Annotated in this window: 31 protein-coding genes; 12 read left to right on the top strand and 19 right to left on the bottom strand. The window is 68.4% G+C overall.

The features are described 5' to 3' along the window. The first annotated feature begins 62 nt into the window (after positions 1–62). Entirely contained in the window at positions 63–1,601 is a 1,539-nt protein-coding gene (locus CYAGR_RS04500; protein WP_015108594.1) for an alpha/beta hydrolase family protein, read from the top strand. Between the two features lie 124 nt (positions 1,602–1,725). Further along, positions 1,726–2,271, top strand: a complete 546-nt coding sequence (locus CYAGR_RS04505; protein WP_156818383.1) for an alpha/beta hydrolase — start codon at positions 1,726–1,728, stop codon at positions 2,269–2,271. Positions 2,272–2,301: 30 nt separating this feature from the next. Here CYAGR_RS04505 and CYAGR_RS04510 read toward each other — a convergent pair whose 3' ends face one another. Together CYAGR_RS04510 and CYAGR_RS04515 are read right to left on the bottom strand one after the other, a co-directional pair. Further along, positions 2,302–2,931 carry a hypothetical protein gene (locus CYAGR_RS04510; protein ID WP_015108596.1) on the bottom strand — a complete coding sequence of 210 codons (630 nt, stop codon included), beginning with the start codon at positions 2,929–2,931 and terminating at the stop codon, positions 2,302–2,304. A 16-nt stretch (positions 2,932–2,947) separates the two neighbouring features. Then, positions 2,948–3,466, bottom strand: a complete 519-nt coding sequence (locus CYAGR_RS04515; RefSeq protein ID WP_015108597.1) for a hypothetical protein — start codon at positions 3,464–3,466, stop codon at positions 2,948–2,950. 173 nt (positions 3,467–3,639) lie between these two features. Here CYAGR_RS04515 and CYAGR_RS04520 point away from each other — a divergent pair, with 173 nt between their 5' ends. Together CYAGR_RS04520 and CYAGR_RS04525 are read left to right on the top strand one after the other, a co-directional pair. Then, the gene (locus tag CYAGR_RS04520; protein ID WP_015108598.1) at positions 3,640–4,233 is read left to right on the top strand and encodes a Crp/Fnr family transcriptional regulator; all 594 of its coding nucleotides are present in this window, start codon (positions 3,640–3,642) and stop codon (positions 4,231–4,233) included. Positions 4,234–4,239: 6 nt separating this feature from the next. Further along, positions 4,240–4,512, top strand: coding sequence for a hypothetical protein (locus CYAGR_RS04525; protein WP_015108599.1), 273 nt, complete (start codon positions 4,240–4,242; stop codon positions 4,510–4,512). Between the two features lie 32 nt (positions 4,513–4,544). Here CYAGR_RS04525 and CYAGR_RS04530 read toward each other — a convergent pair whose 3' ends face one another. Beyond that, complete coding sequence (locus tag CYAGR_RS04530) at positions 4,545–5,126, bottom strand: ferritin (protein ID WP_015108600.1); 582 nt, start codon at positions 5,124–5,126, stop codon at positions 4,545–4,547. Between the two features lie 144 nt (positions 5,127–5,270). Here CYAGR_RS04530 and CYAGR_RS04535 point away from each other — a divergent pair, with 144 nt between their 5' ends. Then, positions 5,271–5,774 (top strand): hypothetical protein, encoded by a 504-nt coding sequence (locus CYAGR_RS04535; RefSeq protein ID WP_015108601.1) that lies wholly within the window; start codon positions 5,271–5,273, stop codon positions 5,772–5,774. On the opposite strand, the gene CYAGR_RS04540 is transcribed toward CYAGR_RS04535, so the two are convergent. The 3 genes from CYAGR_RS04540 to CYAGR_RS04550 form a co-directional block, all read right to left on the bottom strand. Beyond that, a complete protein-coding gene (locus CYAGR_RS04540) occupies positions 5,699–6,736 on the bottom strand; it encodes a histone deacetylase family protein (RefSeq protein ID WP_156818384.1) in 1,038 nt (345 codons plus the stop codon). The two genes, CYAGR_RS04535 and CYAGR_RS04540, sit on opposite strands and share 76 nt — an antisense overlap. Further along, positions 6,661–6,936, bottom strand: a complete 276-nt coding sequence (locus CYAGR_RS16885; RefSeq protein ID WP_245552603.1) for a DUF1830 domain-containing protein — start codon at positions 6,934–6,936, stop codon at positions 6,661–6,663. The genes CYAGR_RS04540 and CYAGR_RS16885 overlap by 76 nt, the downstream gene beginning before the upstream one ends. 159 nt (positions 6,937–7,095) lie before the next feature. After that, positions 7,096–7,398: a hypothetical protein gene (locus tag CYAGR_RS04550; protein WP_015108604.1), complete on the bottom strand. Its 303-nt coding sequence runs from the start codon at positions 7,396–7,398 to the stop codon at positions 7,096–7,098. A 216-nt stretch (positions 7,399–7,614) separates the two neighbouring features. Here CYAGR_RS04550 and CYAGR_RS04555 point away from each other — a divergent pair, with 216 nt between their 5' ends. Beyond that, entirely contained in the window at positions 7,615–8,055 is a 441-nt protein-coding gene (locus CYAGR_RS04555) for a DCC1-like thiol-disulfide oxidoreductase family protein (RefSeq protein WP_015108605.1), read from the top strand. 25 nt (positions 8,056–8,080) lie between these two features. Here CYAGR_RS04555 and CYAGR_RS04560 read toward each other — a convergent pair whose 3' ends face one another. The 3 genes from CYAGR_RS04560 to CYAGR_RS04570 all read right to left on the bottom strand — a co-directional run bounded on the left by CYAGR_RS04560 (position 8,081) and on the right by CYAGR_RS04570 (position 10,087). Further along, complete coding sequence (locus tag CYAGR_RS04560) at positions 8,081–8,764, bottom strand: M23 family metallopeptidase (protein WP_015108606.1); 684 nt, start codon at positions 8,762–8,764, stop codon at positions 8,081–8,083. Positions 8,765–8,864: 100 nt separating this feature from the next. Beyond that, complete coding sequence (locus CYAGR_RS04565; RefSeq protein ID WP_015108607.1) at positions 8,865–9,572, bottom strand: hypothetical protein; 708 nt, start codon at positions 9,570–9,572, stop codon at positions 8,865–8,867. Then, a complete protein-coding gene (locus tag CYAGR_RS04570) occupies positions 9,569–10,087 on the bottom strand; it encodes an RDD family protein (protein ID WP_015108608.1) in 519 nt (172 codons plus the stop codon). The genes CYAGR_RS04565 and CYAGR_RS04570 overlap by 4 nt, the downstream gene beginning before the upstream one ends. 73 nt (positions 10,088–10,160) lie before the next feature. Between CYAGR_RS04570 and CYAGR_RS04575 the strand changes: the two genes are divergently transcribed. After that, entirely contained in the window at positions 10,161–10,412 is a 252-nt protein-coding gene (locus CYAGR_RS04575) for a hypothetical protein (RefSeq protein ID WP_015108609.1), read from the top strand. A 61-nt stretch (positions 10,413–10,473) separates the two neighbouring features. Next, positions 10,474–10,878, top strand: a complete 405-nt coding sequence (locus CYAGR_RS17645; RefSeq protein WP_015108610.1) for a hypothetical protein — start codon at positions 10,474–10,476, stop codon at positions 10,876–10,878. 39 nt (positions 10,879–10,917) lie between these two features. Here CYAGR_RS17645 and CYAGR_RS04585 read toward each other — a convergent pair whose 3' ends face one another. The 7 genes from CYAGR_RS04585 to CYAGR_RS04615 all read right to left on the bottom strand — a co-directional run bounded on the left by CYAGR_RS04585 (position 10,918) and on the right by CYAGR_RS04615 (position 19,054). Beyond that, positions 10,918–11,544, bottom strand: a complete 627-nt coding sequence (locus tag CYAGR_RS04585; protein WP_245552604.1) for a methyltransferase family protein — start codon at positions 11,542–11,544, stop codon at positions 10,918–10,920. A gap of 53 nt (positions 11,545–11,597) precedes the next feature. Then, entirely contained in the window at positions 11,598–12,578 is a 981-nt protein-coding gene (locus CYAGR_RS04590; protein ID WP_015108612.1) for a lytic transglycosylase domain-containing protein, read from the bottom strand. Positions 12,579–12,616: 38 nt separating this feature from the next. Next, entirely contained in the window at positions 12,617–14,569 is a 1,953-nt protein-coding gene (locus CYAGR_RS04595) for an alpha-amylase family glycosyl hydrolase (protein WP_015108613.1), read from the bottom strand. A gap of 4 nt (positions 14,570–14,573) precedes the next feature. Next, positions 14,574–15,479: a carbohydrate kinase family protein gene (locus CYAGR_RS04600; RefSeq protein WP_043325437.1), complete on the bottom strand. Its 906-nt coding sequence runs from the start codon at positions 15,477–15,479 to the stop codon at positions 14,574–14,576. 4 nt (positions 15,480–15,483) lie between these two features. Next, positions 15,484–16,320: an HAD-IIB family hydrolase gene (locus CYAGR_RS04605; protein WP_015108615.1), complete on the bottom strand. Its 837-nt coding sequence runs from the start codon at positions 16,318–16,320 to the stop codon at positions 15,484–15,486. 25 nt (positions 16,321–16,345) lie between these two features. Beyond that, on the bottom strand, positions 16,346–18,505 hold the full coding sequence (locus tag CYAGR_RS04610) for an HAD-IIB family hydrolase (protein WP_245552605.1): 2,160 nt from the start codon (positions 18,503–18,505) through the stop codon (positions 16,346–16,348). A 318-nt stretch (positions 18,506–18,823) separates the two neighbouring features. Next, entirely contained in the window at positions 18,824–19,054 is a 231-nt protein-coding gene (locus CYAGR_RS04615) for a chlorophyll a/b-binding protein (RefSeq protein WP_043326463.1), read from the bottom strand. 149 nt (positions 19,055–19,203) lie between these two features. Here CYAGR_RS04615 and CYAGR_RS04620 point away from each other — a divergent pair, with 149 nt between their 5' ends. Further along, positions 19,204–19,503 carry a hypothetical protein gene (locus CYAGR_RS04620; RefSeq protein WP_015108618.1) on the top strand — a complete coding sequence of 100 codons (300 nt, stop codon included), beginning with the start codon at positions 19,204–19,206 and terminating at the stop codon, positions 19,501–19,503. Here the strand turns inward: CYAGR_RS04620 and CYAGR_RS04625 are convergent. Next, a complete protein-coding gene (locus tag CYAGR_RS04625) occupies positions 19,484–20,440 on the bottom strand; it encodes an isopenicillin N synthase family dioxygenase (RefSeq protein ID WP_015108619.1) in 957 nt (318 codons plus the stop codon). The two genes, CYAGR_RS04620 and CYAGR_RS04625, sit on opposite strands and share 20 nt — an antisense overlap. Before the next feature lie 12 nt (positions 20,441–20,452). Next, the gene (locus tag CYAGR_RS04630) at positions 20,453–21,259 is read right to left on the bottom strand and encodes a prohibitin family protein (RefSeq protein ID WP_156818547.1); all 807 of its coding nucleotides are present in this window, start codon (positions 21,257–21,259) and stop codon (positions 20,453–20,455) included. Positions 21,260–21,354: 95 nt separating this feature from the next. On the opposite strand from CYAGR_RS04630, the gene CYAGR_RS04635 reads away from it, so the two are divergent. The 3 genes from CYAGR_RS04635 to CYAGR_RS04645 are packed head-to-tail and all read left to right on the top strand — an operon-like array spanning position 21,355 to position 25,309. Then, positions 21,355–22,299: an AEC family transporter gene (locus tag CYAGR_RS04635; RefSeq protein ID WP_015108621.1), complete on the top strand. Its 945-nt coding sequence runs from the start codon at positions 21,355–21,357 to the stop codon at positions 22,297–22,299. 36 nt (positions 22,300–22,335) lie between these two features. Beyond that, complete coding sequence (locus CYAGR_RS04640; RefSeq protein ID WP_015108622.1) at positions 22,336–22,917, top strand: rhomboid family intramembrane serine protease; 582 nt, start codon at positions 22,336–22,338, stop codon at positions 22,915–22,917. 7 nt (positions 22,918–22,924) lie between these two features. Next, a complete protein-coding gene (locus CYAGR_RS04645) occupies positions 22,925–25,309 on the top strand; it encodes a CPBP family glutamic-type intramembrane protease (protein ID WP_015108623.1) in 2,385 nt (794 codons plus the stop codon). Here the strand turns inward: CYAGR_RS04645 and ppk2 are convergent. Continuing rightward, positions 25,300–26,289 (bottom strand): polyphosphate kinase 2, encoded by a 990-nt coding sequence (gene ppk2, locus CYAGR_RS04650; RefSeq protein ID WP_015108624.1) that lies wholly within the window; start codon positions 26,287–26,289, stop codon positions 25,300–25,302. The two genes, CYAGR_RS04645 and ppk2, sit on opposite strands and share 10 nt — an antisense overlap. Positions 26,290–26,385 lie beyond the last annotated feature (96 nt).

Genomic DNA, 26,385 nt, shown 5'->3' on the forward strand with positions numbered 1-26,385 from the left:
GACGGGCAGGCCGGGGCTGTTTGTTTCTGCCAGGATGCGGCCCCAACAGCGGAGTTGCTCTCTTGAAGCGGACATCTGCGTCCCTGGCTGGGCTAGGCCTGGCCCTGGTCGCGGCCCTGACCGCTGCTGCGCCGGCCCGGGCCCTCGAGACGATCGAGCTGAAACTGCCCCTGGTCGAGACCACGTTCTCGATCCGGCTGGCGGAACTGAGCGATCCCAGGGCCCTGTTGGCGGGCAACAGCGACCTGGCCGAGCTTGACCAGGCCACCCGGGGCGCCATCGGCCGCTCCCTGGTGGATCTGTTCAACGCCCCCCTGCCCCTGCAGGTCCTGGATGTGGCCCGCCAGGTGGTCCCCTCCCCCCTGGCCCAGCAGGCCCTGCTGCTGCTCTCCTCCCTCGGGGGGGTCGACGGTCTGCCGGCCGACATTTCCAGCGACACGGTGCTGAAGGTCCTGGACCGGGCCGCCGGCCGCGGGCCCCTGACGATGCTGGGGGTGCTCCAGGCCGTGCCGGGCCGGACCGCCAGCGTGGATGTGGGCAAGGGCCTGTTCCTGCTGCAGCGGATGAACGCCCAGCTGCTGTCAGCCAACCGTCTGCTGGAGGGGGAGCCGCCAGAGACGCCGGCCCCCTCCCTGCGGGATCCGGGCCCCCTGCCGGTGCAGCGCGACACCCTGACCCTGCCGGTGGCCTACCGACCCCAGCCCCTGGAGGTGGTGGTCATCCGCCCGACCCAGCAGCCCTCCGGCCGGTTGGTGGCCATCTCCCATGGCCTCTGGGACGGGCCCGAGAGCTTCGAAGGCTGGGCACGGCATCTGGCCAGCCACGGCTACACGGTGCTGCTGCCACGCCACCCCGGCAGTGACCGGACCCAGCAGCAGGCCATGCTCTCCGGCAAGGTGCCGCCGCCCGGTGCGGCGGAGCTGCGCCTGCGCCCCCTCGACATCTCCGCCCTGATCGATGCGGCGGCCGCCGGGACGCTGGGGCTTCCAAGCGGGCTGAACACCGCTTCGGTGGTGGTGCTGGGCCAGTCCTGGGGCGCCACCACGGCCCTGCAGCTGGCGGGCGCCCGACCCACCGCCCAGCAGCTGCAGAAACGCTGCAACGATCTGCAGGATCCGCAGCGCAACCTGAGCTGGGTGCTGCAGTGCAGCTTCCTGGGGGGGACCGACAAGGCGGCCCTCACCGACCCGCGGGTGAAGGCGGCCGTGGCGGTGAGTCCGCCGATGTCGCTCCTGTTCGAAACCGGAGCCACCCCTGTCTTCGCAGGCCGGGTGCTGGTGGTGAGCGGCAGCCGCGACTGGGTGGTGCCCCCTGGTCCCGAAGCCATCGCTCCGATGGCCCGGGTCGCACGCCTGGGGAAGGCCGGCCACCGGCTCGTTCTGGCGGGTGGCGGCGATCACTTCAACATGGGCTCCCCCTATGACCAGGGCGGCGGACCCCTGCGGGGACTGCTCCTGGCCTGGGTGAACGGAGCCTTCGCCGCCGGTCCGGCCGTCGCCCCCGGGCCGGGCGCCTCGGCCCTGCTGCCCCCGGGTGGCTGGGGGGATGGGAGCCTCTCCCTGATCGAAGTGACGGACCGGCTGACGAGTTGGAACCCCTGAGGCGCCGGCGCCCGCCGTCTGACCCACACTTGATTCGGCGCCCCTGGATCCGGCCACCCGATCAATGCTCCCCCTGTCTTCCCTCCCGTCAACAACCCGCGTCTGGGGCGGCGCCGGGCTGGCCATGCTTCTGATCCTGGCCGGGCCGGCGGCCAGGGCGGCCGAGCAGGTGGTCTTCGTCAGTGGGGCGTTTCGCCGCTCGATCCCCGTCGCCGACCTGGAACGGCTGGCCCGGACCGGTGAGGCCGTGGGCCTGCTGGGGGATGCCCTGCGGCTGGGCGGCAAGGACCCCGCCGAGGTCGGCAAGCTGCTGAACCACCGGGTGACGCTGCCGCTGGTGCAGACCACCCGGCTGTTGAGCACCCGCTTCGGCGAGAACGCCCTGGAACGGCTCTCCGGCATCCTCTATCCCCTCAAGGCGCCGCCGGTGGGCATGGTGGCCCTGCGTTCGGCCACGATCCTGGGGATCGAGGCCGGCTCGGGAACGCTGTCGGCGGTGGGATTCCTGCGGGCCTACCCCAACGAGGAGGTGGCCATCAACCTGCCGGCCCTGCAGTCGGCCCTGGCGGGGTTGAGCGGCATGGGCCACGTGGTGAAGGAGTTTCTCGAATCCGACCTCGGCTCCAACCTGGAGCGGGTGCAGGAGCCCGGTTCGCCGGCCCCCCCCTGACGCCGGCCTTCCGGGCCCGGTGGCCGGAACTCAGGCCGCCAGCGCCATCAGGTCCAGCAGGGCCTCGGACTCCGGCACGGCCAGCCGCTTGAGGATCGCCACCAAGGCCACCAGCTGGGGGCCCTCAAGGTGGAACAGCCCCGGCTCGGCGCTGGCCTGCCAGCCGCGGGCCTCGAGCACCGCGTGGATGGCGGCGCGGATGGCCAGGGCCTGGGACTCACCGGCGACGGGCAGCACCTGGATCGTTTCCTGGGCCCCCCCGGGGCCGGCGGGGCTGTCCCTGATCTCCAGGCGGAACCAGCGCAGACCATCCGGCATCGACTGGGCCGTGAGGTGCAGCTTGCAGCGGCAGGCGCTGAGGCCACGGTCGACCGCCCGGCCCAGCTGCAGGGCCAGATCGCCGTCCGCCTGGCCATCGAGGCCGAGCTCGGCATGGAAGGCGGCCTCGCGATCCTGCTGCTGGGCCTCGGTGGCTTCCCGCCGTCCTCGGTCCGCCTCCGCCCGGAGGTGCTCCTGCCAGGCGTGGGCCACGAACACCGGCAGCAGGCTGAGGTCGTTGGCCTGGAAGGCCCGCGAGAGGTTCTCCGGGAGGGTCGCCGCGCTGCCGTCCTCCGCCCTCAGGAGCAGCCAGTCCTGGAGGGCCGTTGCTGACTCAGCCATAGTTCCAACCATTTATTCAATTTTCATTCACCCTAGCCTCATTTTCTCCCTCCGTCTCCTCAAGCAGCCACAGGGCGAGGCCGCCGCCACGGCCGCGGGCGGCCAGCCAGAGCGGGCGCTCGGCGGCGATCAGGGCGAAGAAGGGTCGGCGCAGCGGATCGGGCTGGGGCAGGGCCCGCTCGATCAGCACCCGCTCGCCCAGCAGCAGCAGCAGGCGCTCGAAGCTGAACACCAGCAGCGGGCGACGGCCCTCCAGTCGGCCCGCGCCCTCAAAGCGAAGCTCCAGGGCACCGATTCGCACGCTGTTGGCCAGCCGCAGATCCCCACCCTCCGGACCCGTCCCGTCGGCGGACAGCCGCAGCCGGGCCGCCAGCCCCCGCAGCAGGGCGGCGGCCGCCGAGGCAGGCTGCCGGCTCCCCTTGTTCCAGATCCGCTCGAGCCGCCAGCAGCCGAGCAGATCCGCGGTGGTCAGGCCACTGCCATCGCGACGGCAGCGCCGTTCGCGGTCGAGCAGCCACGGGGCATCGGGGATCACGGCAGCGCCTCTGGAAGCAGCTCTCGACGCTAGGGACCGCTGGGCGACCGGGCCGGGTACCCGGGGCCCGCCCCGCTTCGCAATCACCAGCTGCTATTGAGAATCGCTTGCAAAAGTGACGGTGGGTCCTCTAGCTTGAGAGCCGTTCGCAATAAGGCCTCTCCCTTCGCCCGATGCGTTACCGCTTCCTCCCCGACGATCCCGCCAGTGCCGTGCGCATGCCCGCCGGCCAGACGGTCCTGCTCGATCCCACCCCCCGTCCCGGCGGCTCCTGCCTCGAGGTCCTCGACGGCATCGCCCGCGTTTACTGCCCCTGTGAGGAGACCGAGGGCATGACCCTGGCCTTCCTCCAATCCGGCGACCAGCTCCGCACCGACCGCCTCTGCAGCGATGGCGTCTGCGTCGAGGCCCTCACCCCTCTCTGCTTCCGCAGCGATGCCGAGCCCACGGGCGGCCATGGCTTCGATCCGGTCAACGAGTGGACCCTGCAGCTGCTGCGCATCCGCCACCTCGGCAGCGCCGAGCAGCGGCTCCATGCCCTGCTCTCCCTGCTGGTGCGCCGGCTGGGGCGCCGCTGCGGCCCCTGGTGCGATCTCCCCTTCCGCCTCACCCATGAGCGCATCGGCGAGCTGATCGGCACCACCCGCGTCACCACCACCCGGCTGATCTCCCGCATCCGCGCCGCCGACCTGCTCGAGGCCCCCAGCGGCGAGACCGGCCTGCGCCTGGCACCGGCCCTGGTGGATGGCGCCCCCCTGGCGGCCTGAAACGCGATGGCCACCACGTTCCACACCAGCGACAGCCTCATCGCCAGCCTCTGCCGCGACATGGCCGCAGTGCGCCAGAGCTGGGAGCGGCTGAAGGGGCAGGGGGCCGCCTGCCGCGACGAACAACTCCGCCTGCGGCTTGGTCGTGAAACCCGTCGATTGGAGCAGCGCCGCCTGGAACTCCAGCACCAGGCTCGGGCGCTCATGCGCCTGCCCCTGTGCGATCCCCTCGGGGCCGCCTTCCTGATGGAGCTCACCAGCCGGCCCCTGGCCACCTGAATCCCCTGGGGAGGGACGCCGTTGACCGGGGGTCAGACTGGGAGGGCCGCCGCCGCCTGGGCCGCCGCCAGTTCCCCATCGATCAGCAGCATGGCGGCGGCCTCCTGGCGCCCGAAACGCACCCGGCCGAGCAGATGGGCCGCGCCGTTCTCGGCGGCGATCTGGCCCTGGATCATCGGATCGAGGAAGACGGTGGTGCGCACATCGCCGGCGCGCTCCGCCATCGAATAGAGGAGCTGCAGAGACGTGGTGACATCGGCCTCCAGGCGGAAGGCATCCGCCAGGGCCGACTCGGCGTCGCTCCACTGCTGGCAGGGGGCGGGCAGTTCACCGAGGTCCACCGTCTGGCCGCGGGCGATCAGGTAGTCGGCCAGCAGGCCGGCATGCTGCTGCTCACCGCGGGATTCGGCCATGAGGTGGGCGGCGAATCCGCGCAGTTCCCGCTCAGCGAACCAGAGGGCCATGGCCCAGTAGGCGGCACTGGCCTTGCGCTCCAGGCCCAGATGGTCCTGCAGACCCTCGAGCAGCCCGGCCTCCATAGGCTGGGCCATGGCCCTCCCGGCGGGGCCGGTGGCCACCGCGGTCTTGGGCAGGGAGGAGGTCGAGGAGGTCATCACGAGCGGCCTGGGGGGAAAGGACCCATTCACCGTTGGCACAATTTACGGAGCCTGGCAACGAAGCGAGCCATCACAAACCGACCCATCCCGCGCGCGGCGTGGGAGGAAACGCCCAGACTCAGGAAGCCCTGGACCGTTCCCATGGCCGGTGCCGTCGACCACGCCCTGCGCCTGCGCAGCCTCTGGATCGCCTGGCTGCTGGCGATGCTGTTCCATGTGGAGCTGGGCCTGATGCCCCTGTTTCACGGGATCTCCCCGGAGATCCACGGCCATGTGGAGGACGCCCAGCTCCCGTTGCTGTTCGGGGCCATGCTGGCTTACTTCCTGGTGCCCCTGGCGGCGGTTGTGCTGATCGCCTACGCCGCCAGTGATCCGGGCCAGCCGCGCCGCTGGCGCCACTGGCGGGCCGGCCATTTCTGGCTGAGCGTTGCTTACACCCTCACCAACCTCCCCCACCTGGCCGCCGACATCCTGGTGCCGGACGCCCGGGCCGACCAGATCGTGCTGATGGTGGTGATGGTGCTGATCGGCCTGCTCACCAACCGCGAGGCCTGGCTCTGGTGGCGTGATCAACGTAGGCCGATGTCCCCCAGCAAGCAGGCCACGTGGGCGGCGCTGGCCGACGCCAGGCCCTCAAGGTCGTAGCCGCCCTCCAGCGCGGACACCAGACGGCCCTGGGCATGGTCCGCAGCGATGCTGAGCAGCATCCGGGTCAGGGCCGCGAAATCCCTGTCCTGGAGGCGTAAATCCCCGAGGGGATCTCCGGCCCTGGAATCGAAACCCGCCGAGATCAGCACGAAATCCGGGGCGAAGTCCTCGGCCAGCGGCAGCAGCTCCTCCCGCCAGGCGGCCACCATCTCGGGCCCGGACGTGCCGGCCGGCAGGGGACAGTTGCGGGTGTAGCCGGAACCTGGCCCCTCGCCCTGCTCCTGGCGGGAGCCCGACCCCGGGTAGAGCGGCGCCTGGTGGCTGCTGAGGAACAGCACCGAGGGATCGCTCCAGAAGATGTCCTGGGTGCCGTTGCCATGGTGCACATCCCAGTCGACGACCAGGATCCTCTCGAGCCCATGCACCGCCTGCAGATGACGGGCGGCGACGGCCACGTTGTTGTAGATGCAGAAGCCCATGCCCCGCGCCGGACTGGCGTGGTGCCCCGGGGGCCTGACCACCGCATAGGCCCGGTGCACCCGCTGTTCCATGACGGCCTCCACCGCCGCCAGCACCCCCCCGGCCGCCAGCCGCGCCGTTCGCTCCGAGTGGGGGCTGATGGCGGTATCGCCGGTGGAGAGCTGGTCACGGCCGGCCTGGATATCCTCCCGGACCTGCTGCAGATACCCCGGCGTGTGACAGCGCAGCAGTTCCGCATCCGTGGCCAGGCGGGGCGGGAGGATCCGGCAGCGGGCCAGCAGCCCGGCCCGCTCCAGGCCCTGAATCACGGCATCGACCCGGGCGGGGCACTCCGGGTGCCAGGGGCCGGTGAGATGGTCGCGGTAGCTGGCGCTGCAGACGATGCCGGTGGTCGGGACCGGCGTCAGTGGGGGAGCAGGCAGACCGAGCTGGCGTTGCCCCTCACCCCCACCGCTCGGTTGGGAACCTGGGGCAGCCATGCCGGACGGGGCGACACCCCACTTTGCTGCATCGCCAGGGCATCGGCGGGGAGCTGTTCGGTGAGGACGATGCCCAGCGAATCCCGTGCCCAGATCTCCACGTCCGTGGCGGGCGGACAATGGAAGGTGAGCACCTCAAAGGGAAAGACAACCCGCTCAAGGAAGAAATCCTCAGGGCCACAGCAGCGGATGATCCGCATACGTTCTGAACAGTTGCGGTAGCTACAAAGCAAGGCGTCCATGGTGCCCTCCGACCTGGCTGCGACCTGACCATGGCATCAACACACGCTCCCCCGGCCGTGTCCGTTGCCGATGCGACGAAGCATCCGCCATGAGTGTTTGTACCGCTTAAGGATGACTCAACTGCGCCTGAGCCAATGCGGAGCTCCGCTGAACCAGTCACCCAGATCGTCCCGCCCGGGATCGAATCCGCCGCTGTCACAGGGGTCGCCCAGGTCCAGCGAGCCCGTGAAGCGGTCAAGTTCCGATTCGGGCTCACCCCGTTGCCGGGTGCGCTGGGCCCGCCGCAGCCAGCTCCAGACACTGGCATCGCGATCAGCAAACTTCTGAACATAGATGCGCTCATGGAGACTGACCGGGCGGGAATCGGCAATCCTGCCGATGATCTCCTGGAGCCTCAGACGGGTGGTGGGTGTGAGCATTTTTGCAGTCATCCATTGACAGAGGATCTAACCGTTCTCAGAAATCGAACGGTGCTGAGGATCACAGAATCCAGTCACCTGTCAGGACTTGGTGAAATCGATCCATCGATGCCGATGCCATGCCCTGTCGCGGTCTCCAGCCGCCGGCGGCAGAATCGAACCCTGCGAACACGCTCAAAAAGCCGCGGCCGCCCGCCCTTGATCTCCCCTGCAGCGATGGGCGCCCCCCCATCCCCAACCCCCGATCTGACCCCACAGCTCCTTGGGCCCAACACCCCGCAGAGCCTGCGGCTCGTCTACGACGGAGGCTGTCCGTTCTGCCGTCATTTCGCCCTGAGCAGCGAACTGCGCGGCGGGATTCCCCATCTGCAGATCGTCGACGGGCGGGCCGACGCGGCCCTGCGCGGCGCCCTGCTGGCGCGGGGCCTGCCGCTGGCCCAGGGGGCGGTCCTGCTCCAGGGCGAGCAGGCCTGGCACGGGGCAGAAGCGGTGCGGCAGCTCTGCATCCTGATGCGGCCCAGTGATCCCCTGCTGCAGCTGCTGGTTCCGCTGTTCCATGCGCCGTCCCGGAGCCGCCGGCTGTACCCTCTGCTGCTGGCAGCGCGGCGCCTGGCCCTGGCCCTGAAGGGCCTGCCGCTGGATCCGGACCGCCCCTGACGGCGAGCCCCGCCGGCAGCCTGGCTCAGGGCAGCGGCGGCAAGGGCGCCCGGCCCGCCACGGAGGCGCCCGTGCCGATCGGCTGCAGCAGCGGGGAGGGATCCACCGCCACCAGTCGCCCCTGGCGCAGCTGGCGCCACTCGAAGTGCAGATGGGCCGTGGTGGCCGAGCCGCTGCTGCCGACCCGGCCGATGGGCTGGCCCGCCACCAGGCTCTCCCCGGGCAGAACCGACACATCCAGCAGATGGGCGTACAGGCTCTGCCAGCCGAGGCCATGGTCGATAACCACCAGCAGGCCATAGCCACCCACCTCATCCACCAGCCGCACGTTGCCGGGCAGCACGGCGAACACCGGGGTTCCCTCCGGAGCAATCAGATCGAGGCCGGTGTGCATGCGCCAGGCGTTGCGCGCGTCGGCCAGCCGCCAGCCGAACGGGGCCTGCTCGGTGGGCTGAAGAGCGAGGGGATAGCCCAGGGCCCCGGCCTGGTGCACGGGAAACACCCCCACCGGGGCCGGCCGGTAGCGGGACCGCAACGGTTCCGGCAAACGGTCGTTCTGGCCCAGGTCGCCCACCGGCACCTCCAGGGGAATCTCCGCCGGCCGGGGCGGCGGCTCCCCCATCGCGAAAAGGGGACGGGGTCCCAGGGACAGGGGCAATAGCCAGGGCAGGACCAACGCCGTCAGAAACCGTCGGAAGCGGGAATCCATCCGCCTGCTGCAAGGGAGCGTGCAGGCCTTGGTAACGCCCCCGGCCGCCGCTGCCAAGACAGGGATGTCAGGACGGCGATGGCCGTGGCGCCCGGCCCCGTCAAGGACCGGTGGCGGGCTCCTGGCTCTGGGGCAGAACCACCATGGCGCTGGCGACGGCGGTGTCCATCACAATGCGCAGCGCCAGGCAGGGGTCGATCACCTCCTGGCCCATGGTGATCGCCTTCTGGGCCACCAGGCCGAACAGGATCGGCCACTCCACCGCTTCGGGGCAGAACCGCTGCGCCAGCGGCAGCAGGGCCGGCCAGAGGCTGGGCAGCGACTGCAGGGATTCCGGCGACGGCTGGTGGGCGTCGGGCACCTGGGGCACTCCGAAGTCCCCCTGGCCGAGGCGTTCGATCCCGTGCCGCCACAGGGCCGTCGGGTCCGGCAGGGACGTGCAGCCCGCCTGCTGGGCAGCGCCGGCGGCCAGACCCCAGGTGGAGTAAGGATCGTTGAACAGGGCCTGGACCAGCCCCTCGCCCACCAGGTAAGAGCCCCCGTCCCCAGTTCCGACCACATGCAGCCCCGCGAGCTCCGCCCGGCCGGCCGCCCGGGAGCGGGCCCGCACCCCGGCCTGGCAGGCCTGGCCCGCCAGGGCACCGCACACCGCCAGCAGCGATTCCACGTGCACTCCCCGCTCGGACGCCATGGCCTTGAGGAGCCGGCGGCTGATCTCTTCGGCACCCATGCGGGCCCCCACCAGGGGGTCCTGGGCCCGGCGGGCGGCGATGGCCTCATCCAGGGGATCGCGGGAGGGAGCTGTCATGGCCGCAGGCGATGGGGGTCAGGGGGTCCAGCCCCAGCGTTCCCGGCCCCGGTCGCGCCCCCCGTCGCGCGCTTCGGGGGCGGGACGGTCCGGCGTGGGACACGGATCACCACCGTGCCGGCAAGCTTGTCGTGCCAGCCCTGGCGACGGGGATCCCAGGCCGCCCAGAAGAAGCCCAGGAGCAGGGGCAGGGTGGAGATGACATACCCCACGTAGCGCAGGCACCACTGGCGCAGGCCTGGTTCGCCTCCGGTTCCGGCATCGACGATTCTCAACCGCAGCATCAGCTTGCCGGGCGTGCCCTGCTTCCAGCGCCAGAACAGGATCACCACCAGGGCCGACACCACCGTGCTGACAACCAGCACCGCCGTCTCGTCGGCCACGACATAGAGGAGGAGCGGCAGGGGGGCCGTGATGATCAGCATCAGCAGCGAATCGATCAGCGAGGCCGCCGCGCGGATCCAGAATCCCGCGTAGGCGATGGCCGGGGCGGGGGAGGTTTCGCTGCGCTCCATGGGGCCATCTTCTCCTCCTGGGAGCGTCAGGGACGGAGCGGTGTTAGGACTGTGGAGATTCTCTCCATCGCCCATGCGAGCCCTTACCTTCCTCTTCGCCCTGATGGTGGGTCTGGCCATGGCCTTTCTCGCACCGGCGATGGCCGGCGGCCACAACCAGGCCCCCGCAGCGATGGTGGCTCCCGAGATGGCCGATGCGGCGGCAACCGACAGCGTGGCCACCGATCTGCTCACCAGCGATCTCCTCGCCGTGGATCAGCTGTCGAGCGACCTGCTCGCCGAACTGAGCATCGATCCGGCCCCCGGCCTCGACATCGCGGCCTGAGTCGCGACCACCCTCATCAACGCAATCCCTCAACGCAACGGTCGGGCAGGCACCTGAACCCATGGCTCGCACCCTGCTGGACCCCCGTCTGACCCTGGTCTCCTTGCGGCCGGATCAGCACGACAACGCTCCCTCGGACAGGAGCGATGAGCCGCTCGGCAAGGGTTTTGCTGCGTCACGCCCCCGCGGCCAGGGCAAGGCCTCCGGCACTAAGGGGCGCCGCAAGAAGGGCACGGGACTGTCCGCCGCCGATCACGGCCCCCTGGGCCGGAGCCCCAGCCTGGAGGCCATTGAGGCCAGGGCCCGCCTCGGCCTGGCCCTGGCGGGCCGGCTCCGGGAATCCGATGTGACCGCGGCCTGGAAGAGGGCCGCCGCCGAGCATCACCCGGACCGCGGCGGGCGCCACGCCACCATGCAGGCGGTCAATGGCGCCAGGGATGTCCTGCTCGGCAGGGGCCTCGGCTGAGGCTACCCATCCGTGGTCTGGCCCACGGCAACTGCAGTGCTAGACGAGCCCCGGCAGCAGCCACCAGCTGCTCTGGCGATAGGCCTCAAAAGCGGGATAGCGCTCGGCCATGGACGCTTCCTTGCGGATCATGCGGGGCAGGTAGAGCGCCAGCACGGAGGCGGGGAGCAGCCAGGCCCACGGGGAACCGGCGATCACCGCAAAGCTGCTGTAGCGGAGCAGGTCGCCGAGGTAGTTGACATGGCGGACGCGGCGCCAGGCCCCGTCCGCCACCAGGGTGGCCCCCAGGACCTTGGCGGTGCCCTTCTGCACATCGGCCGCTGTGTTCAGCAGCGATCCGAAGATGTAGAGGCTGAGCCCGAGGGCGATCGTCAGCGGGCCGATGGGCGCCGGATTGGCCATGGCCAGCCAGCCCGGCACCGCATAGAACACCCCGACGTAAAGCACCACCGCGACGGCCTGCAGCGGCCGAACCACCTCGGTGAAGAGCTGGGTGGTGCGCCAGGGAAACAGCACCTCCTCCAGCAGCCACCAGAGGCAATAGCTGATGTGGAGGGCGAGGTAGATCGCGACCCGTTCCGACTCCAGCCCCAGCACCAGGGCAGGCACCAGCAGCGCCACAATCGTGGTCACCTTGGCGATGTTGATCGCTTGCAGCTGGGTCATCATCGGCAGCTGGGCCATCCGGAGCACGACGGGGTTCCATGCTGGCAGGAGGCTCAGGGTCCCGGAGGGGCCGAGGCGGGGAAACGCTCCAGGTAGGTGGCGACTGCCAGGGGGCGGCTCTGGCTATAGCCCACCGGCAGCCAGAGGTCGCCGGCAGAAGAGGCGTAATGGATCTCCCAGTGGTAGAGGCCGGTGAAGGCCTGGGGATCCATGCGCAGCAGCTCGGCGTAGAGCAGCACAGCCCGGACGTAATGCCGGCTGTTGTTGTAGCCCCACAGCCCCCGGCGAATGTCCCGCAGGCCCCCGCGCCGCACCAGGTAGCGAGCGGCGGCGTGGATCGCGTCTTCGGGATCGCGGATGTCGCCCTTGCCGATGCCGGGCTGGGCCCAGGTGGTGGGAAGGAACTGCATCGGGCCGCGGGCGTCGGCGACGGAAACGCCATCGATGCGGCCCATGCCCGTTTCGACCAGGTTGATGGCGGCAAGGACCTCCCAGGGGATGCCGGTGGCGGCGGACGCCTCCCGGTAGTACCGCAGCAGGTCGGCGGCGGGCTGCGGGGAGATGATCCGCCAGGCGGGCACGACGGCCGGACGCCGCCCCCCCCGGTGCATGGCCAGAAACTCCCGACGGGCCGCCAGGTGGCGGTCCATCACCCCCTGCCAGCCGACGGGCAGGAAGCTCCGGACCCGGGCGGCCAGGGCCGGATCGGCGGCGAGCCGGCGATAGGTGACTTGCTGGCGATGCCCCAGCTCGCCCAGGAGCCCGGTCGGGGTATCGGGGGCCCGCAGGGCTGCCTCCACGGCGGCCAGCTGGGAGGCGATGGCGGCAGGGTCCCTCGGAAGCCGGGGGTAGACCCGCGGGGGCGGCTGTGGCGGCGAAGACTCCGGCGGCGAGGCTGGCGTCGCATCCGGGGACGACGCGGCAGCGGAGGTCCCAGTGGGAAGGCCGGTGGGCGCCGGCTGCACCGACACGGTGACCGCAAGCGCCGCCGAAACCAGCAGCAGGGCCAGCAGAACCGGGGTGACGACGCGCATGGGCAGGGGAAGCGTCGGGCGGTGGGAAGGTCGGGCGCTCAGGTCTTGGTCAGCCAGTAGAACTGGTAAGCCTGCAGCACGATGCGGCTGCCGGACTGGGACGGCCGGCGGCCCGAGTGCAGATCCACCAGCCCATCGTGGCTGCTCAAGACCGGCGGCACCAGGCTGTCGAGATCGAAGAACCGGGGCTGGTCGTTGAAGTTGGCCACCACCAGCACCAGGTCCGATGGCCGCAGGTGATTGGTGCGCACGAACGCCAGCAGATGGTCATTCTCGAGAGCCAGGATCTGACGATTATTGAAATCGGCAAAGGCTGAAATCTCCTTGCGGATCGCGATCATCTTCTTGATCGCCGAAAAGATTGTATGTTCCACGGTTCCCTGCTTCCGCCTGAGCTCTGCCCTGGCCCAGTCGATCTTCGGGCGATGCACCCAGCGGGTGTCGTTGCACTTGCTGGGGTCGTCGTAGAAGCTGTAGTCATTCAACACGCCCAAGGCGTCGCCGTTATAAATGAGCGGGATGCCCCCGAACGACAGAATGACTCCATGCATCAGCAGGATACGGCTGATGGCGGTTGCAATCAGTGGCTGATCCTTCGATTCGAGGGCCGACTCCAGACCGACAAGGGAGGCCAGGGACCCGCAGATGCGGGCATCGCCCGTGGTGTCGTTGGGCATGAAGGTGAGCCCGCGAGGGATCGCATCGAAATCCCCCTTGAAGTAGTCGATCAGAAAGCGCCGGTGGGCGCGGGGGTCGTAGCCGACCTGCTCGATGTCACTGTCATCGAAACCGAAGCCGATGTCGTCATGGCAGCGGACGTAGTTCAGCCAGGTGGCCCGCTCCAGCTTGCTGGGCAGGCTCTTGAGGCCCTGGCAGAGGAGCCGGGTGTTGCGGGTGGCCACGGCATCCCAGAGCAAGGCCATCAGGGTGGCGTTGTAGGCAATCTCGCATTCCTTCGCCACGATGGCGTCTTCGCCGAAGTATTTGGTGATCTCGGTGGGGGCCACGATGGCCTCGGCGATGAACAGGACACCCGGCGCGGTCACCTGGCAGCAGTCCTTCATCAACTGCAGGATGAGGTGGGCCTTGCGTTCGTTCTGGCAGGTGGTACCGAGCTTCTTCCAGAGGAAGGCAACGGCATCGAGCCGCAGAACATCGACGCCCTGGTTGGCCCAGAACAGCAGCACATCGAGCATCTCGATGAACACCGCAGGGTTGGAGTAGTTGAGGTCCCACTGGTACTCGTGGAAGACCGTCATGACCCATTTCCCCATCTCCCCATTCCAGGTGAAGTTGCCGGGATCGCTCTCGGGGAAGACCTCCGGCATGCTCTGCTCGAAGACATCGGGAATATCCCTGTCGTCAAAGACGTGGTAATAATCCTGATAATGCTGTTCACCAGCTATCGCACGCTGGGCCCACTCGTGTTCATCCGATGTGTGGTTCAGCACGATATCCAGCACAAGCAGAATCTCACGCTTCCTGAACTCGTCGGCAATCCTGCGCAGATCATCAAGCGTGCCCACCCTGGCATCAATGCGACGGAAGTCACTGATCGCATAGCCACCGTCGCTCTTACCAGATGGGCACATCAGGATCGGAAGGATATGCACCATGTTGATGCCCAGCTCCTGGAAGTAGGCAATCTTGGTGATCAGATCAGGAAGGTTCTCCGCGAAACCATTAGAGTAAATGGCCATCCCAACCCACTTCTGGGAGAGGAACCAGTTGTAGTCATTCTCCCTTGCGATATCAAGAGACTCAAGTTCGGGGGAGCGATCGATATAGCCTCGTGCCATGGTTTCTACCAGACGCAGAAGCTGGAACTTGAAGTCGTCACGATGGCCATAGAGGGTGACGAACAACGAATGGATGGCGTAGAAGTTGGCACCCAGCCTGGTGTAGAAGTGACGCAGGTCCTGGCGCCGGATCTCCGGGCGCAGGTCATCCAGGATCGAGTTCAAAAGGGAGTGGGAGATCTGTTCGTACATCGGATCAGCCACCCCCCCATGACGTCAGAAACTGCCCATAGACCGATGGGTCATCGATGGTGGCACCGCGCTGTGACACCAGGGCCGCGGCGAAATCCCCGGCACGGGCGAGGGTCTCGGCCCAAGGCCACTGCTGGCTGAGCCCCAGCAGCAGGACGGCGGCGAACCCATCCCCCGCACCCACGGTATCGACGACAGGGACAGCGGCGGCGGCGGGGACGGAAACGATCTCACCGCCACGCCAGAGCAGGGCACCGAGGGCACCACGGGTGACCACCAGTGTCTCCAGCCGGTGGCGCTCGGCAAAAGGGTGCATGGAGGCGGCCAGGGCGTGCCGATCGTCCTCGGGAGACGCGTCCGGGGTCAGCAGGGCCAGCTCCGCGGCATTGAGCTTCACGTGGTGGGCCGCATCCACCAGAGGCAGAACCGTCTCGAGCGACCACCAGGGTGGGCGCAGGTTCACATCCAGGACGATCGACCCCTGATGGCGCGACTTCAGGCTGGCCAGCGCCGCCGCCGACGGGGGATGGCGAACGGCCAGGGTGCCGTGATACAGAATCCCCGAGGCCGGGACCATGCCAGGCTTGGGCGGTTCGATGAAGTCGTAGGCGCAGCCCGAAACAATCTCATACGTGGGCTCGCCATTCACAAGGGTGACGCTCACCCGGCCGGTGGCATGGATCGGGTCAGTCTGCAGAGCGGAGCCATCCAGGCCCCAGTCCCCCATGGCGGAGCGGATCCGCTCGCCCCTGGCGTCCCTGCCGACCCGGCTGACGAGTCGGGGAGACTGGCCGAAACCCCTGAGGTGCCAGGCCACGTTGAAGGGGGCCCCGCCGAGGACCTCGGTGGCATCGGGGAAACAATCCAACAGGACTTCGCCGAAAACGGTGATCGGACAGGGTGCCTGCATCCGGTCACTCCAGCTCCCGGACGGCATCGGCATGAAAGTGGCCGATTCCTTCAAGAATGCCCGAACTGTAGTTGCCATTCATCCCCAGGAACCCACCCCTGGCCAGATACAGACGATCCTGGGTGCCCATGCGCGCGGATTCCGCCACGGCCTGTGCCGCCACATCGGGGTGGGCATTGGCGACCAGCACGGCTGGCAGCGAACTGGTCAGAACGGACAGGTCATTGCCACTGTCACCGGCAAAGATCGTCTGCTGATAGGACAATCCCTGCTCGCGCATCAGAAACTCGATCGCCCGAAGCTTGCCCGCCCGCTGGGGAAGGATATCCAGCAGGCCGATGGCGGCCGCTTCATCGACACTGTGGACAAGACAGACGGCGACATCGCGTTCCTGCAGGCGAGCCTGGATGTCCCGGGTCAGGCTAGGAAGATCGGCATCCAGTGGGACGAAAAAACTGAGCTTATGGGAGTTCTGCCTGCTTTCAGGCTGCAGGGTCAAACCGGACACTCCGGACAGCGCCATCGCCAGATCAGACCAACCAGATCTTTGCCAGTCCGGCGAGATGTGCCTGAACCACACCTCCAGAGGGGACCAGCCATCGGTCTGCCTGGCGTAGATGGAACTGCCCACATCGCCGATGATCCAATCAGGTTCAGGGAGTCCATAGTCGAGGATCGCCTCCTCCACCAAAGCCAGATGTCGGCCACTGACGTAGGCCAAACGCGTCTGCGGCCGCGAGACCAGCTGGGCGAAGGCCGGCCGGGCACCCACCGATTCGGTGGCATCGCCGTTGGGCAGCAGGGTCCGGTCCAGGTCCGTGCAGATCAGGAGAGGTGGCATCAACGGGTGGCGACGAGCTGCGACATCAGCGGAAAAATCCATAGTGATCGATCGCCTCAAGAATGCCGGCTGCATGCGATCCCTCGGAAAAGTACACCCGCTCGGTGTCGTTGAGCTGGTCGAGCTCATCACGATGGGGACTGTCCACGACCACGCCCAGCGTGTTGCCCCGGAGCATGTCCTCATCACCGCGGGAGCCTCCGTTCACCAGGACCTTCCCGAGGGGAATGTTCCACCGGTTGGCCACGTACCGAAGGGCCTGGCCCTTGGAAGCGCGGGCGGGAACGAAGTCGAGGAACTGCCCGAAGGAGAGACTGGTGTGGGCGGACAGTTCATGCTGACGCACGAGCGTGAGTATCTCCTCGAGGGGAGGCGCCTGATGATCATCGTAGTAATAGGAAAGCTTGAAACGGCTCTGGTGCTCCTTCTCCTGCAGGGTCAGGCCAGGCAGGGAGTCCATGAGGCGATGCAGGACCTGGGGGGTCCACAGATGGTCGATGTGGTGGGTCCAGGCGATGTCCGTGGTCAGTTGGGGTGGGGTGTAGATCTCCGTGCCAAGGCTTGTGATCAGGACATCGGGCATCGGGATTGCATGCACCTTCAGGAGCTTGAGAACGGAGTTCAGCCGTCGTCCGGTCGCAATGCCGAACAGGACCCTGCGGTGGTGTTCCCGGATCAGCTTCACAAACTGAGCAAGAGCCTCAGGATCGCCCAGCAGGGTGTTGTCGATGGCCGTGAAGATCGCGCGAGTGCGGGTCTGGACCGCCGGGGCCTTCGAAAGAGGAGCCGGACGCGCCTTGGCGCGAGTCTGGAGGACGAGATTTGCCAGCCGTTCGAGATAGTTACTGGCATGGGCTTCCCACGAATAAAACTTGGCGACATTCACCAATCCATTGCGGGAGAACGTGGACCATAACTCCCCATCCTCAAGAATCTTCAGCAGCGCTCTGGTGATGGAGGTCTCGTCAAGGGGATCAATCAGCAGGCCGTTTCTGCAGTTCCCGATGATGTCGACGGGCCCGCCGACCTCCGTGGCCACAAGAGGCAGTCCGCTGGCCGCCGCTTCCAGAAGCGTGAGCCCGAAGGGTTCGGTGAGGGCCGGGTTGACAAACACACCCTTCGAGGAGGCAGCCAACCGATAGATGTCGGCCACATCGCTGGGGGAATGGTGCTTGGGCAGGGCCACCAGACCACTGAGCTCATGGCAGTCCATGACCAAAAGCAACTCCGTGAGGACGTTCTGGGCGCCTTCCTGGAGTTCACGGATGTCATTGCGATTGCCGGCAATGATGACAAGGTTTGCGAGCTCCCTGAGGCGTTCCGATGTCCCATAGGCTTCCAGAAGAGAAACGATGTTCTTGCGTTTATCTGGTCTTGAGAGAGCCAGAATCATGGGTTTATCGGGTTCCCGGAGATACTTGCCAAGGGTGCTGGCAAAGGCGACAGGGCCATTTCCGGGGTCGGGGGGATGGAACTGATTCAGATCGGTTCCCGGAGGAATGACCGACATTTTCTCCGGGGTGTAGCAATCGTAGAGCTCATATTGGTCTTCAATCTCATTATGCGTACTTGTGATCACAAGGTTGGCACTGTTCAGCACATCCTCTTCGGCACTGATCCGTTCAGCCATTCGGTAGCGCTGTTGAATCTCTTCCACCGGCAATCCCAGGGCCAGAAGCCTCCGCAGCTTGTCCCGACCCAGGGAGTGGCCCGTGTGCACGAGGGGGAGGCCGGTGAGGTGGGAGAGGCGGACGCCGACATAGCCTGCATCGGCATAATGGCTGTGCAGCACATCGGGTCGACGCGGCTGGCGACGGAGCCAGGAATGAAGCTCATCGGTGAAGGCATCGAGATGGCCCCAGAGCTCTTCCTTGGGGAGGTAGAGATCCGGTCCGGCAGCGATGCGAATGATGCGAGCCTTGCTGTCAAGAGGCTCAACGGGCCTGGCGTAATCCGCTGAGACCTCGGGATCCCGGATGCTTCGAGTGACCAGATCCACATGGGCAACGCCTGATTGACGGGCCAGGGCCCTGGTGAGCTCCACCACGTATTTCGTCTGCCCTCCGGTATCGGCGTCACGGCCCAATTCCAGATTCTCCCCCCGGATCAGGCCATGGATGCTGATCATCAGGATGTAAAGAGAACGGTCGCGAATATCCATCGGCATCGTTTCGGCGTCGGACAAGCCTGGGAGCACGTCAAGGAAGCCGCCCGACCCGTGCCGTGCGAGACAGCCAGGGCTGGGCAGTGGTGACTCGAGCGTTAGACGCGCTGATCGGTGGAGATAGCGATTCTACCGCAAATCGATGGCGGCAAACCTTCCGAATGGGTGAGGCAATCGTTGCACGTACCTGTAACGAAATGCCATCGAAACGCACGCGATCAAAAGGACACCAACCAAAAGCGCAGGTTCCGTGGCCGCCGAGTCGACCCCGCGGTTGTCGCCTGCCTGGGTTGAACCTCCTCCCGGCCACCGATCGGGCCGTGGGCCTGACGCACGGGCTCAGCCCAGCAGCCAGCGCAGCATCAGGCCCAGTTGACCGACAATCCCCCTGCCGGTGAACGCCTCGCCGATCAGAGCCGCCAGGAAACCGATCATCGCCACCCGCCCGTTGAGTCGCTCGACCCCGGCCAGGGCGGACCGATTCCAGGGGCGGGAGGTGGTGAGGCCCTCCCCGAACCGCTCCAGGGGCTCGTACAGAAACGGCTGCCCGCCCGCGACCCTGGCGACCAGATCCGTGTCGCCCAGATCCGTTCCGGGTTCCTGCCTGCTGCCTTCGTCCACGGATTCCACCTCTGGGTGGGCCCAGCCTATGGGGCTCCCGCAGACCGCTGCCGCGCCAGAGCGATCCAGCTACAGTACAGGTGTACCAGAGGTCTGCCATGGCACCCGGCCAGATCGATCCTGCGGTGGCCCCGCTGCGGCGGGCCAACCCCCAGCGCTTCCGGGAGGCTCGGGCCGGGCACTTGGCCGTCGTCGCCATGGCCGGCAGGCCGTGGTTCATCGGCCGGATCTGCGAGCTCAGCGGCCCTACGGCGGCGGATTTCGCCCGGGTGCTCAACATCGACACCGGCGACATCGAGAGAATCCCGGCACCCTGGATCGTCGAACTCATGGGTGACGACGGACTTCTGAACGACCGCTATCCTCGCCAGCGGATGCTCAGTTCTCGAGCAGATTGATGCGGTACAGCACCTCCTCGAGGGCATCTGCAGCGGAGATGGCGCTGTAACGCTGCGGCTGATCCGGGCCGCAGCAGGAGGGCACAGGCGCCAGGACCGTCCAGGGCCGGGCATGGCAGAACTGCACGACGCTGTGGCGCTCGCCGGTAGCCCCCGGCGGCGCCACCACCCGATGCCAGCCGGTGGGGATGCGGCCGTTGGAAAGACGCTCCAGCATCAGCCCCGTGTTGATGATCACCCGCCCCTCCGGCGGGGCGGCCTCCACCCATTCCCCGGCCACGCGCACCTGCAGCCCCGGCCCGGTGGCCCTCGGCAGGGCGGTGATCAGATTGATGTCCCCATGGGCCGCCGCCCACACGTGGCCCTGCGCCGGAGACTGGGCCATGGGGGGATAGCGCAGGGCCCGGGTGAGGGTGGGGGCCTCACGCACCATCTCCTCGAAGAAGCCCTCGGCGCAGCCCATGCCCACGGCGATCACCCGCAGAAAGCGGCGCTGGAGATCGGCGATCGCCCGGTGGAACTCCCCCAGCACGGCGGTGATGCCGGGAACGGCCGCCTCCGGCAGGACCTGCTCGGGGTAGAACGACGGGAAGCGGAGCCGCAGGGGATGCCCGGGCGGCAGCGGCTCCGACCAGTTCAGCATCTCCTTCCAGTCCGGATGATCGCTGCCCGCGGCCGTCTCCACCAGCACCTCCGTGTATCCCGTCTGGCCGCTGGAGCCGGGCGCCCGGAAGCGCCGCTTGGTGTCGGCCTCGAGGGCGAAGAACCGCTGCAGGAGCGCGTAGGCGGTGTCCAGCAGGTCGACGGGCAGGTCGCTGCTGGTGTAGACGAAGCCGCTGGCCAGGCTGCGCCTCACCCCATCGACCACGGCGTCGCGGGCCCTGCCGTCGCCCCGCTCGAAGGCCAGCAGATCCACATCGAGAATCGCCTCGTGCATTGGCTGTCCCGCTCAGCGGCGGCCGTTGACGATCACAGGGCTGCCGCTGCCCCCGGCGGCCCCCGGCAGGGCCGGCACCACCGAGGTCTGCCCGTCCCACTTATCGAGGAACAGCTTGTAGAGCACCTGGTCGTCGAGGCTGGAGTTGAGGGTCTGGTAGCGCTTGGCCTCCTGCTCGGCGATCAGCACCTCCGTCTGGGCCCGCAGCAGCTGCTGCTCGGCGATCTGCTTCTGCTCGATGGCGGCGCGGTACTCCTCAGCGATCTGCAGCCCCGTCAGATCCAGACCCTGCACGGTCACGTAGTCGAACTTGCGCAGCTCCTCGGCCACCTTCTCCTGCACCAGTTCGGAGATGGAGTTCCACTCGGTCGCGATTGTCACCAGTTCGTACTGGGAAAACACCGACTTGAGGGCCTTCAGCAGGGAGGGCTGGATCACCCGCGGATAGATCTGCTGGTCGTCGGTGGCGATCGTTTCGTAGATGCGGCCCGCCTCGGCGGGTTTCATGGCGTACTTCACCGTGGCCGTGGCCTGGATCACCTGCAGGTCCTTGGTAAGGGTGGAGAACTGCTCCGGCCGCACCTGGGTGCGGACATCGAAGAGCGAGGTGTTCTGGGCCAGGGGGATCTTGAGGTTGGCCCCCGGCTGCCGCGGCGCGCCGGTGACCTTGCCGAGGGTGGTCACCACAGCCACGCTGCCCGCCGGCACGATGAACACCGTCTGGGTGAGCAGCACCAAGCCCCCCAGCACGGCGGCGAAGACCAGCTGCCAGAGGCCGCCGAAGCCATTGTCGGCACCGGAGCGCATGGGGGATTGCATCGAAGACCTGGGCACCTGGGGAAGCGACGACCCTAGGCAGCGCCGCAGACCGGGGGCCGCCATGGTGGGTACGCCAGGGGTGCGGTGGGGGGCTGGTGCTGCGGTTCCTGCTCGAACTGGTCCCGCCCCTGGGTGTCGGCCTGCTGCTGGGGATGCGGTTCCACGGACTGCCCGGACGGCTCGCCCCGCCGCTGATCACCTGGGGCATCCCCATCAGCCTGGTGGCCCTGCTGCTGCGGTCGGGCTTCCAGGTCGAGCTGCTCACGGCGGCCCTGATGGCGGCGGCCGCCTCGGGCCTGGGCCTGGTGCTGCTGCGCCTGCCGGCCCTGGGCCGGTGCATCCCTGAGGGCAGCCTGCAACTGGGCTGCGTCGTGGGTAACACCGCCTACTGGGGGCTGCCCGTGGCCCTGGCCCTGCTTCCCGCCGAGGCCATCGGCTTCACGATCGCCTTCGATCTGATGGCCACGCTGATCACCTGGAGCCTCGGTCCGCTGCTGGTGGACCGGCGCGCCAGCGGCGTGCGCCGCCAGCTGCAGGTGCTGGCCACCAGCCCGGCCATGCGGGGTCTGGCGCTGGCCGTGCTCCTGCACCTGACCCCCTGGAGCGCGGTACTGGCCCAGTGGCTGTGGTGGCCGGCCCGGCTGGTGGTGCTGGTGGCCCTGGCCCTGGTGGGGATGCGGCTGGGCCTGATGCTGCGGCGCCGCCCGGCGGGCACGGCCGGCCCCGCCGGGGGTTCGGCCCTGGTGGCGCCCCTGGTGGGCAAGCTGCTGGTGCTCCCGGCGGCCATGCTGCTGCTCGCCGTCCTGCTGGGGCTGCCCTCCCCCTTACGGGACGCGGTGGTGCTGCAGGCGGCGGCCCCCACGGCCCTCTCGGTGCTGCTGCTCACGGAAGCGGCCGGCACCGGGCAGCGGCCGTCCCCCGAAGCCGGGGGGCGGCAGGCGGTCGAGGCGGTGGCGACGCTGGTGCTCTGGAGCACCGCCCTGGCCCTGGTCTCGGTTCCGCTGTGGTGGTGGCTGCTGAGCGGTCCGCTGGGGAGCTAGGACAGGCCGACACGCACTGCCCGTTCGCCTGCGGCCATGGCCGGTTCCCTTGCCCAGCGGCTCGACCGCAGCCTGTCCCGTCTCAAGGGCATGGCCGTGCTGCCGGTGCTGATCCTGGCGGTGCCCTGGGCCCAGGAGATCATCGACCAGATCTTCTTCGGAGGCCGCTGGAACCTGGCGATGGTGCCGGGGGGCCCTTTCCTCGGGGTGCTCACCGCCCCCTTCAGCCATGGAGGCTTCGGTCACCTGATCAGCAACAGCCTCTGGTTCCTGCCCCTGTCCTGGCTGGTGCTGGCCAAGAGCCGGGGCGACTACCTGGCGGTGTGGCTGGGGGTCTACGCCACGGCCATCCCGGTCTGGCTGTTCTGGCACCAGGCCAGCCACGGCCTTTCTGGCGTGATCTACGGACTGCTGGGCTACCTGCTGCTGATCGGCTGGCTGGAGCGCCGCCCCCTTTCGATTCTGTTGTCGCTCACCGCGCTGGTCGCCTACGGGGGGGCGCTGCCCAGCCTGCTGCCGTTCCTGAGTCCCCCGGGGGTGAGCTGGATCGGCCATGCCTCCGGTTTCGCCGGCGGCGTGCTCGCGGCCCTGGCGATCCACCGGGAAAGCGGCGGTTAGGCCCCCGATGCCACCGACTCCTGTCGAGCCCGGGCGGTCCCGCCCCGACCGCCGCCTCCGGCTGGTGCTCCTGGCGGCCGCCATGGCCATGCTGCTGCTGGTTCTGCCCCTGGCCCGGGGTGCCCTGGGCGCGGCGGCCCCGCCACCGCCCACCAGCTACGACCTGGCCTGGCGCGCCTCCTTCAACCGCCCGGAGCACTATCCCCTGGCACGGCGGCCGGATCCGGCCCTCTACCGCCCCCACGGCGACTGGTTCGGTCGCCTGATCCTTCCGGCAGCAGCCGAGATGGCCGCAGGCGGCGGCGACTGGGTGTGGCTGGAGCTGGAGCAGGCCCCGGCGGGCCACGAAGCCCTGGTCGGCCAGCGCCTGCGACTGGGCTGGCAGGACGAGCCGATCCTGCGGGCCCTGGTGGGCAAGGTGAGCACGCCGGTGCGGCTCGGGGAGCAGGCCCGGCTGGCGACGCAGCAGGGCAATGTGGTGCCCACCCGCCTCGACGGCCGCAACAACGTCGGGCCGCTGCAGACCCTGGCGGGGGCCCATCCCCACGACGACATCACCGTGGCGCTCGAGGAGGTACGCGTCGAGCGGCGGGATGGGGGCACCGTGCTCCGGATCGGTCGCCCGCCCTTACAGAGCACGGGCCGCTGGGTGGCTCTGGTGCAGCTGCTCTCCCGTGACCCTGCCGAGCCGGAGCGCTTCCAGGTGCAGCACTACGACCGGGAGCAGGGAGACTTCGTCGGCCCGATCCAGACGGTGCGACTGCCCCGCCAGCCCCCCGATCGCCATGGCCGGCGCTTCTTCGACCCCCAGGGACTGTTGGAGTCCCCCGTGGGCAGGGACGGCTGGTATCTCTACGGCGCCCCGGACAGGGACGGGACCTTCACCGCCCAGGCGCTGGAACCCCGCCACCTCACCCGTCTGGAGAGCGACCGGGTTCTGCAGGGCACCGCCGTCGGCCTCAACGCGATCAGTCGGGTCAACTGGAGCGACGGCCAGACCCGGCGCGGCCGCTTCAGCCGGGTGGGCCTTGATCCCGATGGGGAGCACGCCCCCTGGCAACCCGGCGACCGTTCCCTGCTGATCCACAACTTCGGCGGCATCGGCGGGCCCGATGGCGAGCCGATCAGCGGCTTCACGGTGACGGGCCATTTCGCCTTCGGTGCCGCCCGGGTCGTGAGCGATCCCTTCACCGGGGAGCCCCGCTTCGACCTGCGCTACCACCAGATCTACGCCAACAATCCCAACGGCATCGTCTCGGGCAGCCAGGACTGGAGCGCCTACACCGGCAACCTGCAGCGGGGCTGGCTCGGGACGCGGCCGATCTCGGACGTGCTGGTGCGCACCGACCCCCTGCTGCTGGAGGAACTGGCGATCCAGGCGGAAGTGCTGATGGCCCGTTACCGCAGCGGCGATGGCGGCGGCGTCTCGCTGGTGTCCCCAGCCATCTCCTGCGTGCAGGATTCCAGCCAGGCCCTCTGGATCGCCATCGACCAGCTGCGCCGCCGCCGCCGCGAGCTCGACGGCACCGAGCTGCCCCGGCTCGCCTCCCTGGCCCGCTCCCTCGATGCCCTGCTCACCCCCTTCGGCATGGTGCGCGCCGACTGGCGCCACAACGCCTCGCTGATGGACCGCCCTGGCGATGCACCGGACCGCTTCCGGGCCAGCCCCAGCCTCTGGGATGGGCTGCTGAGCTGGCGCTCGATGCTGCCCCGCCGCGCCCACGACGAGATGGCCCGGGTGTTCCTGCGCCACGGGGACCCGCTGCATGTCCTGCGCACCAACCAGCTCCCCGGTGCCGACCGGCGCCTAGCCCCCCTGGCGCCGACCCAGCTGCTCGGTCAGCTGCCCATGGTGGGGCTGGCCCTGCCCCGGCTGATGGATGCCTTCTTCACGCCCCTCGGCGCAGCCGGCCTGGCGCTGACGGCCCTGCTGCTGGGGGCCTACGCCGCCATCGCCCTGCCCCTGGGGCGCCGCAGCGGCTTCCTGCCGGCGCCCTATCCAGGGGTACGACCATGGCTGCTGCTGCGCCGGGCCCCGGCCCTGCTGCTGTCCCCGGCCCTGGTCGAGGAGACCCTGTTCCGGGGCGCCCTGCTGCCCCATCCCCTGGAGGGGCTGGGCATGGCGGACACCGTCGCCTGGGGGGCCCTGAGCGTGGGGCTCTTCGTGGCCTGGCATCCACTGGCGGGCCGGCTCTGGTACCGCCAGGGCCGGCAGCTCTTCGACGACGGCCGCTTCCTGCTCCTGGCCGGCCTGCTGGGGCTGACCTGTGTGATCGCCTACCAGCTCACCGGGTCCATCTGGCCACCGGTGCTGATCCACTGGCTGGTGGTGCTGATCTGGCTGGAGCCGCTCGGGGGCCGCCGCTGGCTGGTGGTGGGGGTTCAGGGATAGGCGTTGGGCACGAAGAACTGCTCGTTCATCGGCGGACGCTGGTAGTTGGCTCCGCTCTTGCGGGGGGGCAGTTCGATCGCCTTCGGGGTCATGTCCTCGTAGGGGACCTTGCTGAGCAGATGGCGGATGCAGTTGAGCCTGGCCCGGCGCTTGTCATTGGCCTCGACGGTGAACCAGGGGGCCTCCGGGATGTTGGTGTGGGCGAACATCTCATCCTTGGCCCGGGAGAACTCCACCCAGCGGTCCCGGGATTCCAGGTCCATCGGGCTCAGCTTCCAGCGGCGGGCCGGATCCTCCAGGCGGGAGCGGAACCGGGCCTCCTGCTCGTCATCGCTGACGGAGAACCAGTACTTGATCAAGGTGATGCCACTGCGCACCAGCATGCGCTCGAACTCCGGACAGGAGAGCATGAATTCATCCACCTGCTCGGGCGCGCAGAAGCCCATCACCTTCTCGACACCGGCCCGGTTGTACCAGCTGCGGTCGAACAGGACGATTTCGCCGGCGGAGGGGAAGTTCTCGACATAGCGCTGGAAATACCACTGGGTCTTCTGCTGGTCGGAGGGGGTGCCCAGAGCCACCACGTTGCAGCCCCTGGGGTTGAGCGGTTCAGTGATGCGCTTGATGGTGCCGCCCTTGCCGGCGGCATCCCGGCCCTCGAACAGCAGGATGATGCGGTAACCCACATGCTTCACCCAGTACTGCATCTTCACCAGCTCCACCTGGAGCCGCGCCAGCTCCTTTTCGTAGAACTTGCGATCCAGCTTGGGGGGGCGTCCCTCGGAATTCTCGGAGAGGTCGTCGAGAATCGGCGAGGGCCTGTAGAGATCCGACTCACTCACACCGGAGGAGGCCAGGCCGTTCCCATAGGCGCTGGCCGACCGGTGCTCGCCTCCGGAGTCCTTCTTCTTCGGCGACTTGATCTTCAGGGTCTTGATCTTGAGACCACTCTTGTGCTTCTTGCCCATACCTTTGCCCATAGCTTTGCCGGTACCGCCGACAGGGGTGTGCTGTCTACGGAATAGCCGATCAAAGGGAGCCCGAGAGCAACAAGGGACACCCGACAGCAAAGCAAG

Source organism: Cyanobium gracile PCC 6307, assembly GCF_000316515.1.
GTDB classification, from domain to species: Bacteria; Cyanobacteriota; Cyanobacteriia; order PCC-6307; family Cyanobiaceae; genus Cyanobium; species Cyanobium gracile.

What these genes read in the sequence shown, in the direction of transcription:
- CYAGR_RS04520 (WP_015108598.1), top strand. Translation starts at nt 3,640, where the DNA reads ATGCGTTACCGCTTCCTCCCCGACGATCCCGCCAGTGCCGTGCGCATG.
- CYAGR_RS04565 (WP_015108607.1), bottom strand. Translation starts at nt 9,572, where the DNA reads ATGACAGCTCCCTCCCGCGATCCCCTGGATGAGGCCATCGCCGCCCGC.
- CYAGR_RS04590 (WP_015108612.1), bottom strand. Translation starts at nt 12,578, where the DNA reads ATGCGCGTCGTCACCCCGGTTCTGCTGGCCCTGCTGCTGGTTTCGGCG.
- CYAGR_RS04625 (WP_015108619.1), bottom strand. Translation starts at nt 20,440, where the DNA reads ATGCACGAGGCGATTCTCGATGTGGATCTGCTGGCCTTCGAGCGGGGC.
- CYAGR_RS04550 (WP_015108604.1), bottom strand. Translation starts at nt 7,398, where the DNA reads ATGCTCACACCCACCACCCGTCTGAGGCTCCAGGAGATCATCGGCAGG.
- CYAGR_RS04630 (WP_156818547.1), bottom strand. Translation starts at nt 21,259, where the DNA reads ATGCAATCCCCCATGCGCTCCGGTGCCGACAATGGCTTCGGCGGCCTC.
- CYAGR_RS17645 (WP_015108610.1), top strand. Translation starts at nt 10,474, where the DNA reads ATGGCTCGCACCCTGCTGGACCCCCGTCTGACCCTGGTCTCCTTGCGG.
- CYAGR_RS04555 (WP_015108605.1), top strand. Translation starts at nt 7,615, where the DNA reads ATGGGCGCCCCCCCATCCCCAACCCCCGATCTGACCCCACAGCTCCTT.
- CYAGR_RS04600 (WP_043325437.1), bottom strand. Translation starts at nt 15,479, where the DNA reads ATGCAGGCACCCTGTCCGATCACCGTTTTCGGCGAAGTCCTGTTGGAT.
- CYAGR_RS04605 (WP_015108615.1), bottom strand. Translation starts at nt 16,320, where the DNA reads ATGCCACCTCTCCTGATCTGCACGGACCTGGACCGGACCCTGCTGCCC.
- CYAGR_RS04620 (WP_015108618.1), top strand. Translation starts at nt 19,204, where the DNA reads ATGGCACCCGGCCAGATCGATCCTGCGGTGGCCCCGCTGCGGCGGGCC.
- CYAGR_RS04525 (WP_015108599.1), top strand. Translation starts at nt 4,240, where the DNA reads ATGGCCACCACGTTCCACACCAGCGACAGCCTCATCGCCAGCCTCTGC.
- CYAGR_RS04585 (WP_245552604.1), bottom strand. Translation starts at nt 11,544, where the DNA reads ATGACCCAGCTGCAAGCGATCAACATCGCCAAGGTGACCACGATTGTG.
- CYAGR_RS04530 (WP_015108600.1), bottom strand. Translation starts at nt 5,126, where the DNA reads ATGACCTCCTCGACCTCCTCCCTGCCCAAGACCGCGGTGGCCACCGGC.
- CYAGR_RS04540 (WP_156818384.1), bottom strand. Translation starts at nt 6,736, where the DNA reads ATGGCTGCCCCAGGTTCCCAACCGAGCGGTGGGGGTGAGGGGCAACGC.
- CYAGR_RS04560 (WP_015108606.1), bottom strand. Translation starts at nt 8,764, where the DNA reads ATGGATTCCCGCTTCCGACGGTTTCTGACGGCGTTGGTCCTGCCCTGG.
- CYAGR_RS04595 (WP_015108613.1), bottom strand. Translation starts at nt 14,569, where the DNA reads ATGTACGAACAGATCTCCCACTCCCTTTTGAACTCGATCCTGGATGAC.
- CYAGR_RS04575 (WP_015108609.1), top strand. Translation starts at nt 10,161, where the DNA reads ATGCGAGCCCTTACCTTCCTCTTCGCCCTGATGGTGGGTCTGGCCATG.
- CYAGR_RS04535 (WP_015108601.1), top strand. Translation starts at nt 5,271, where the DNA reads ATGGCCGGTGCCGTCGACCACGCCCTGCGCCTGCGCAGCCTCTGGATC.
- ppk2 (WP_015108624.1), bottom strand. Translation starts at nt 26,289, where the DNA reads ATGGGCAAAGGTATGGGCAAGAAGCACAAGAGTGGTCTCAAGATCAAG.
- CYAGR_RS04640 (WP_015108622.1), top strand. Translation starts at nt 22,336, where the DNA reads ATGGCCGGTTCCCTTGCCCAGCGGCTCGACCGCAGCCTGTCCCGTCTC.
- CYAGR_RS16885 (WP_245552603.1), bottom strand. Translation starts at nt 6,936, where the DNA reads ATGCGGATCATCCGCTGCTGTGGCCCTGAGGATTTCTTCCTTGAGCGG.
- CYAGR_RS04510 (WP_015108596.1), bottom strand. Translation starts at nt 2,931, where the DNA reads ATGGCTGAGTCAGCAACGGCCCTCCAGGACTGGCTGCTCCTGAGGGCG.
- CYAGR_RS04505 (WP_156818383.1), top strand. Translation starts at nt 1,726, where the DNA reads ATGCTTCTGATCCTGGCCGGGCCGGCGGCCAGGGCGGCCGAGCAGGTG.
- CYAGR_RS04645 (WP_015108623.1), top strand. Translation starts at nt 22,925, where the DNA reads ATGCCACCGACTCCTGTCGAGCCCGGGCGGTCCCGCCCCGACCGCCGC.
- CYAGR_RS04570 (WP_015108608.1), bottom strand. Translation starts at nt 10,087, where the DNA reads ATGGAGCGCAGCGAAACCTCCCCCGCCCCGGCCATCGCCTACGCGGGA.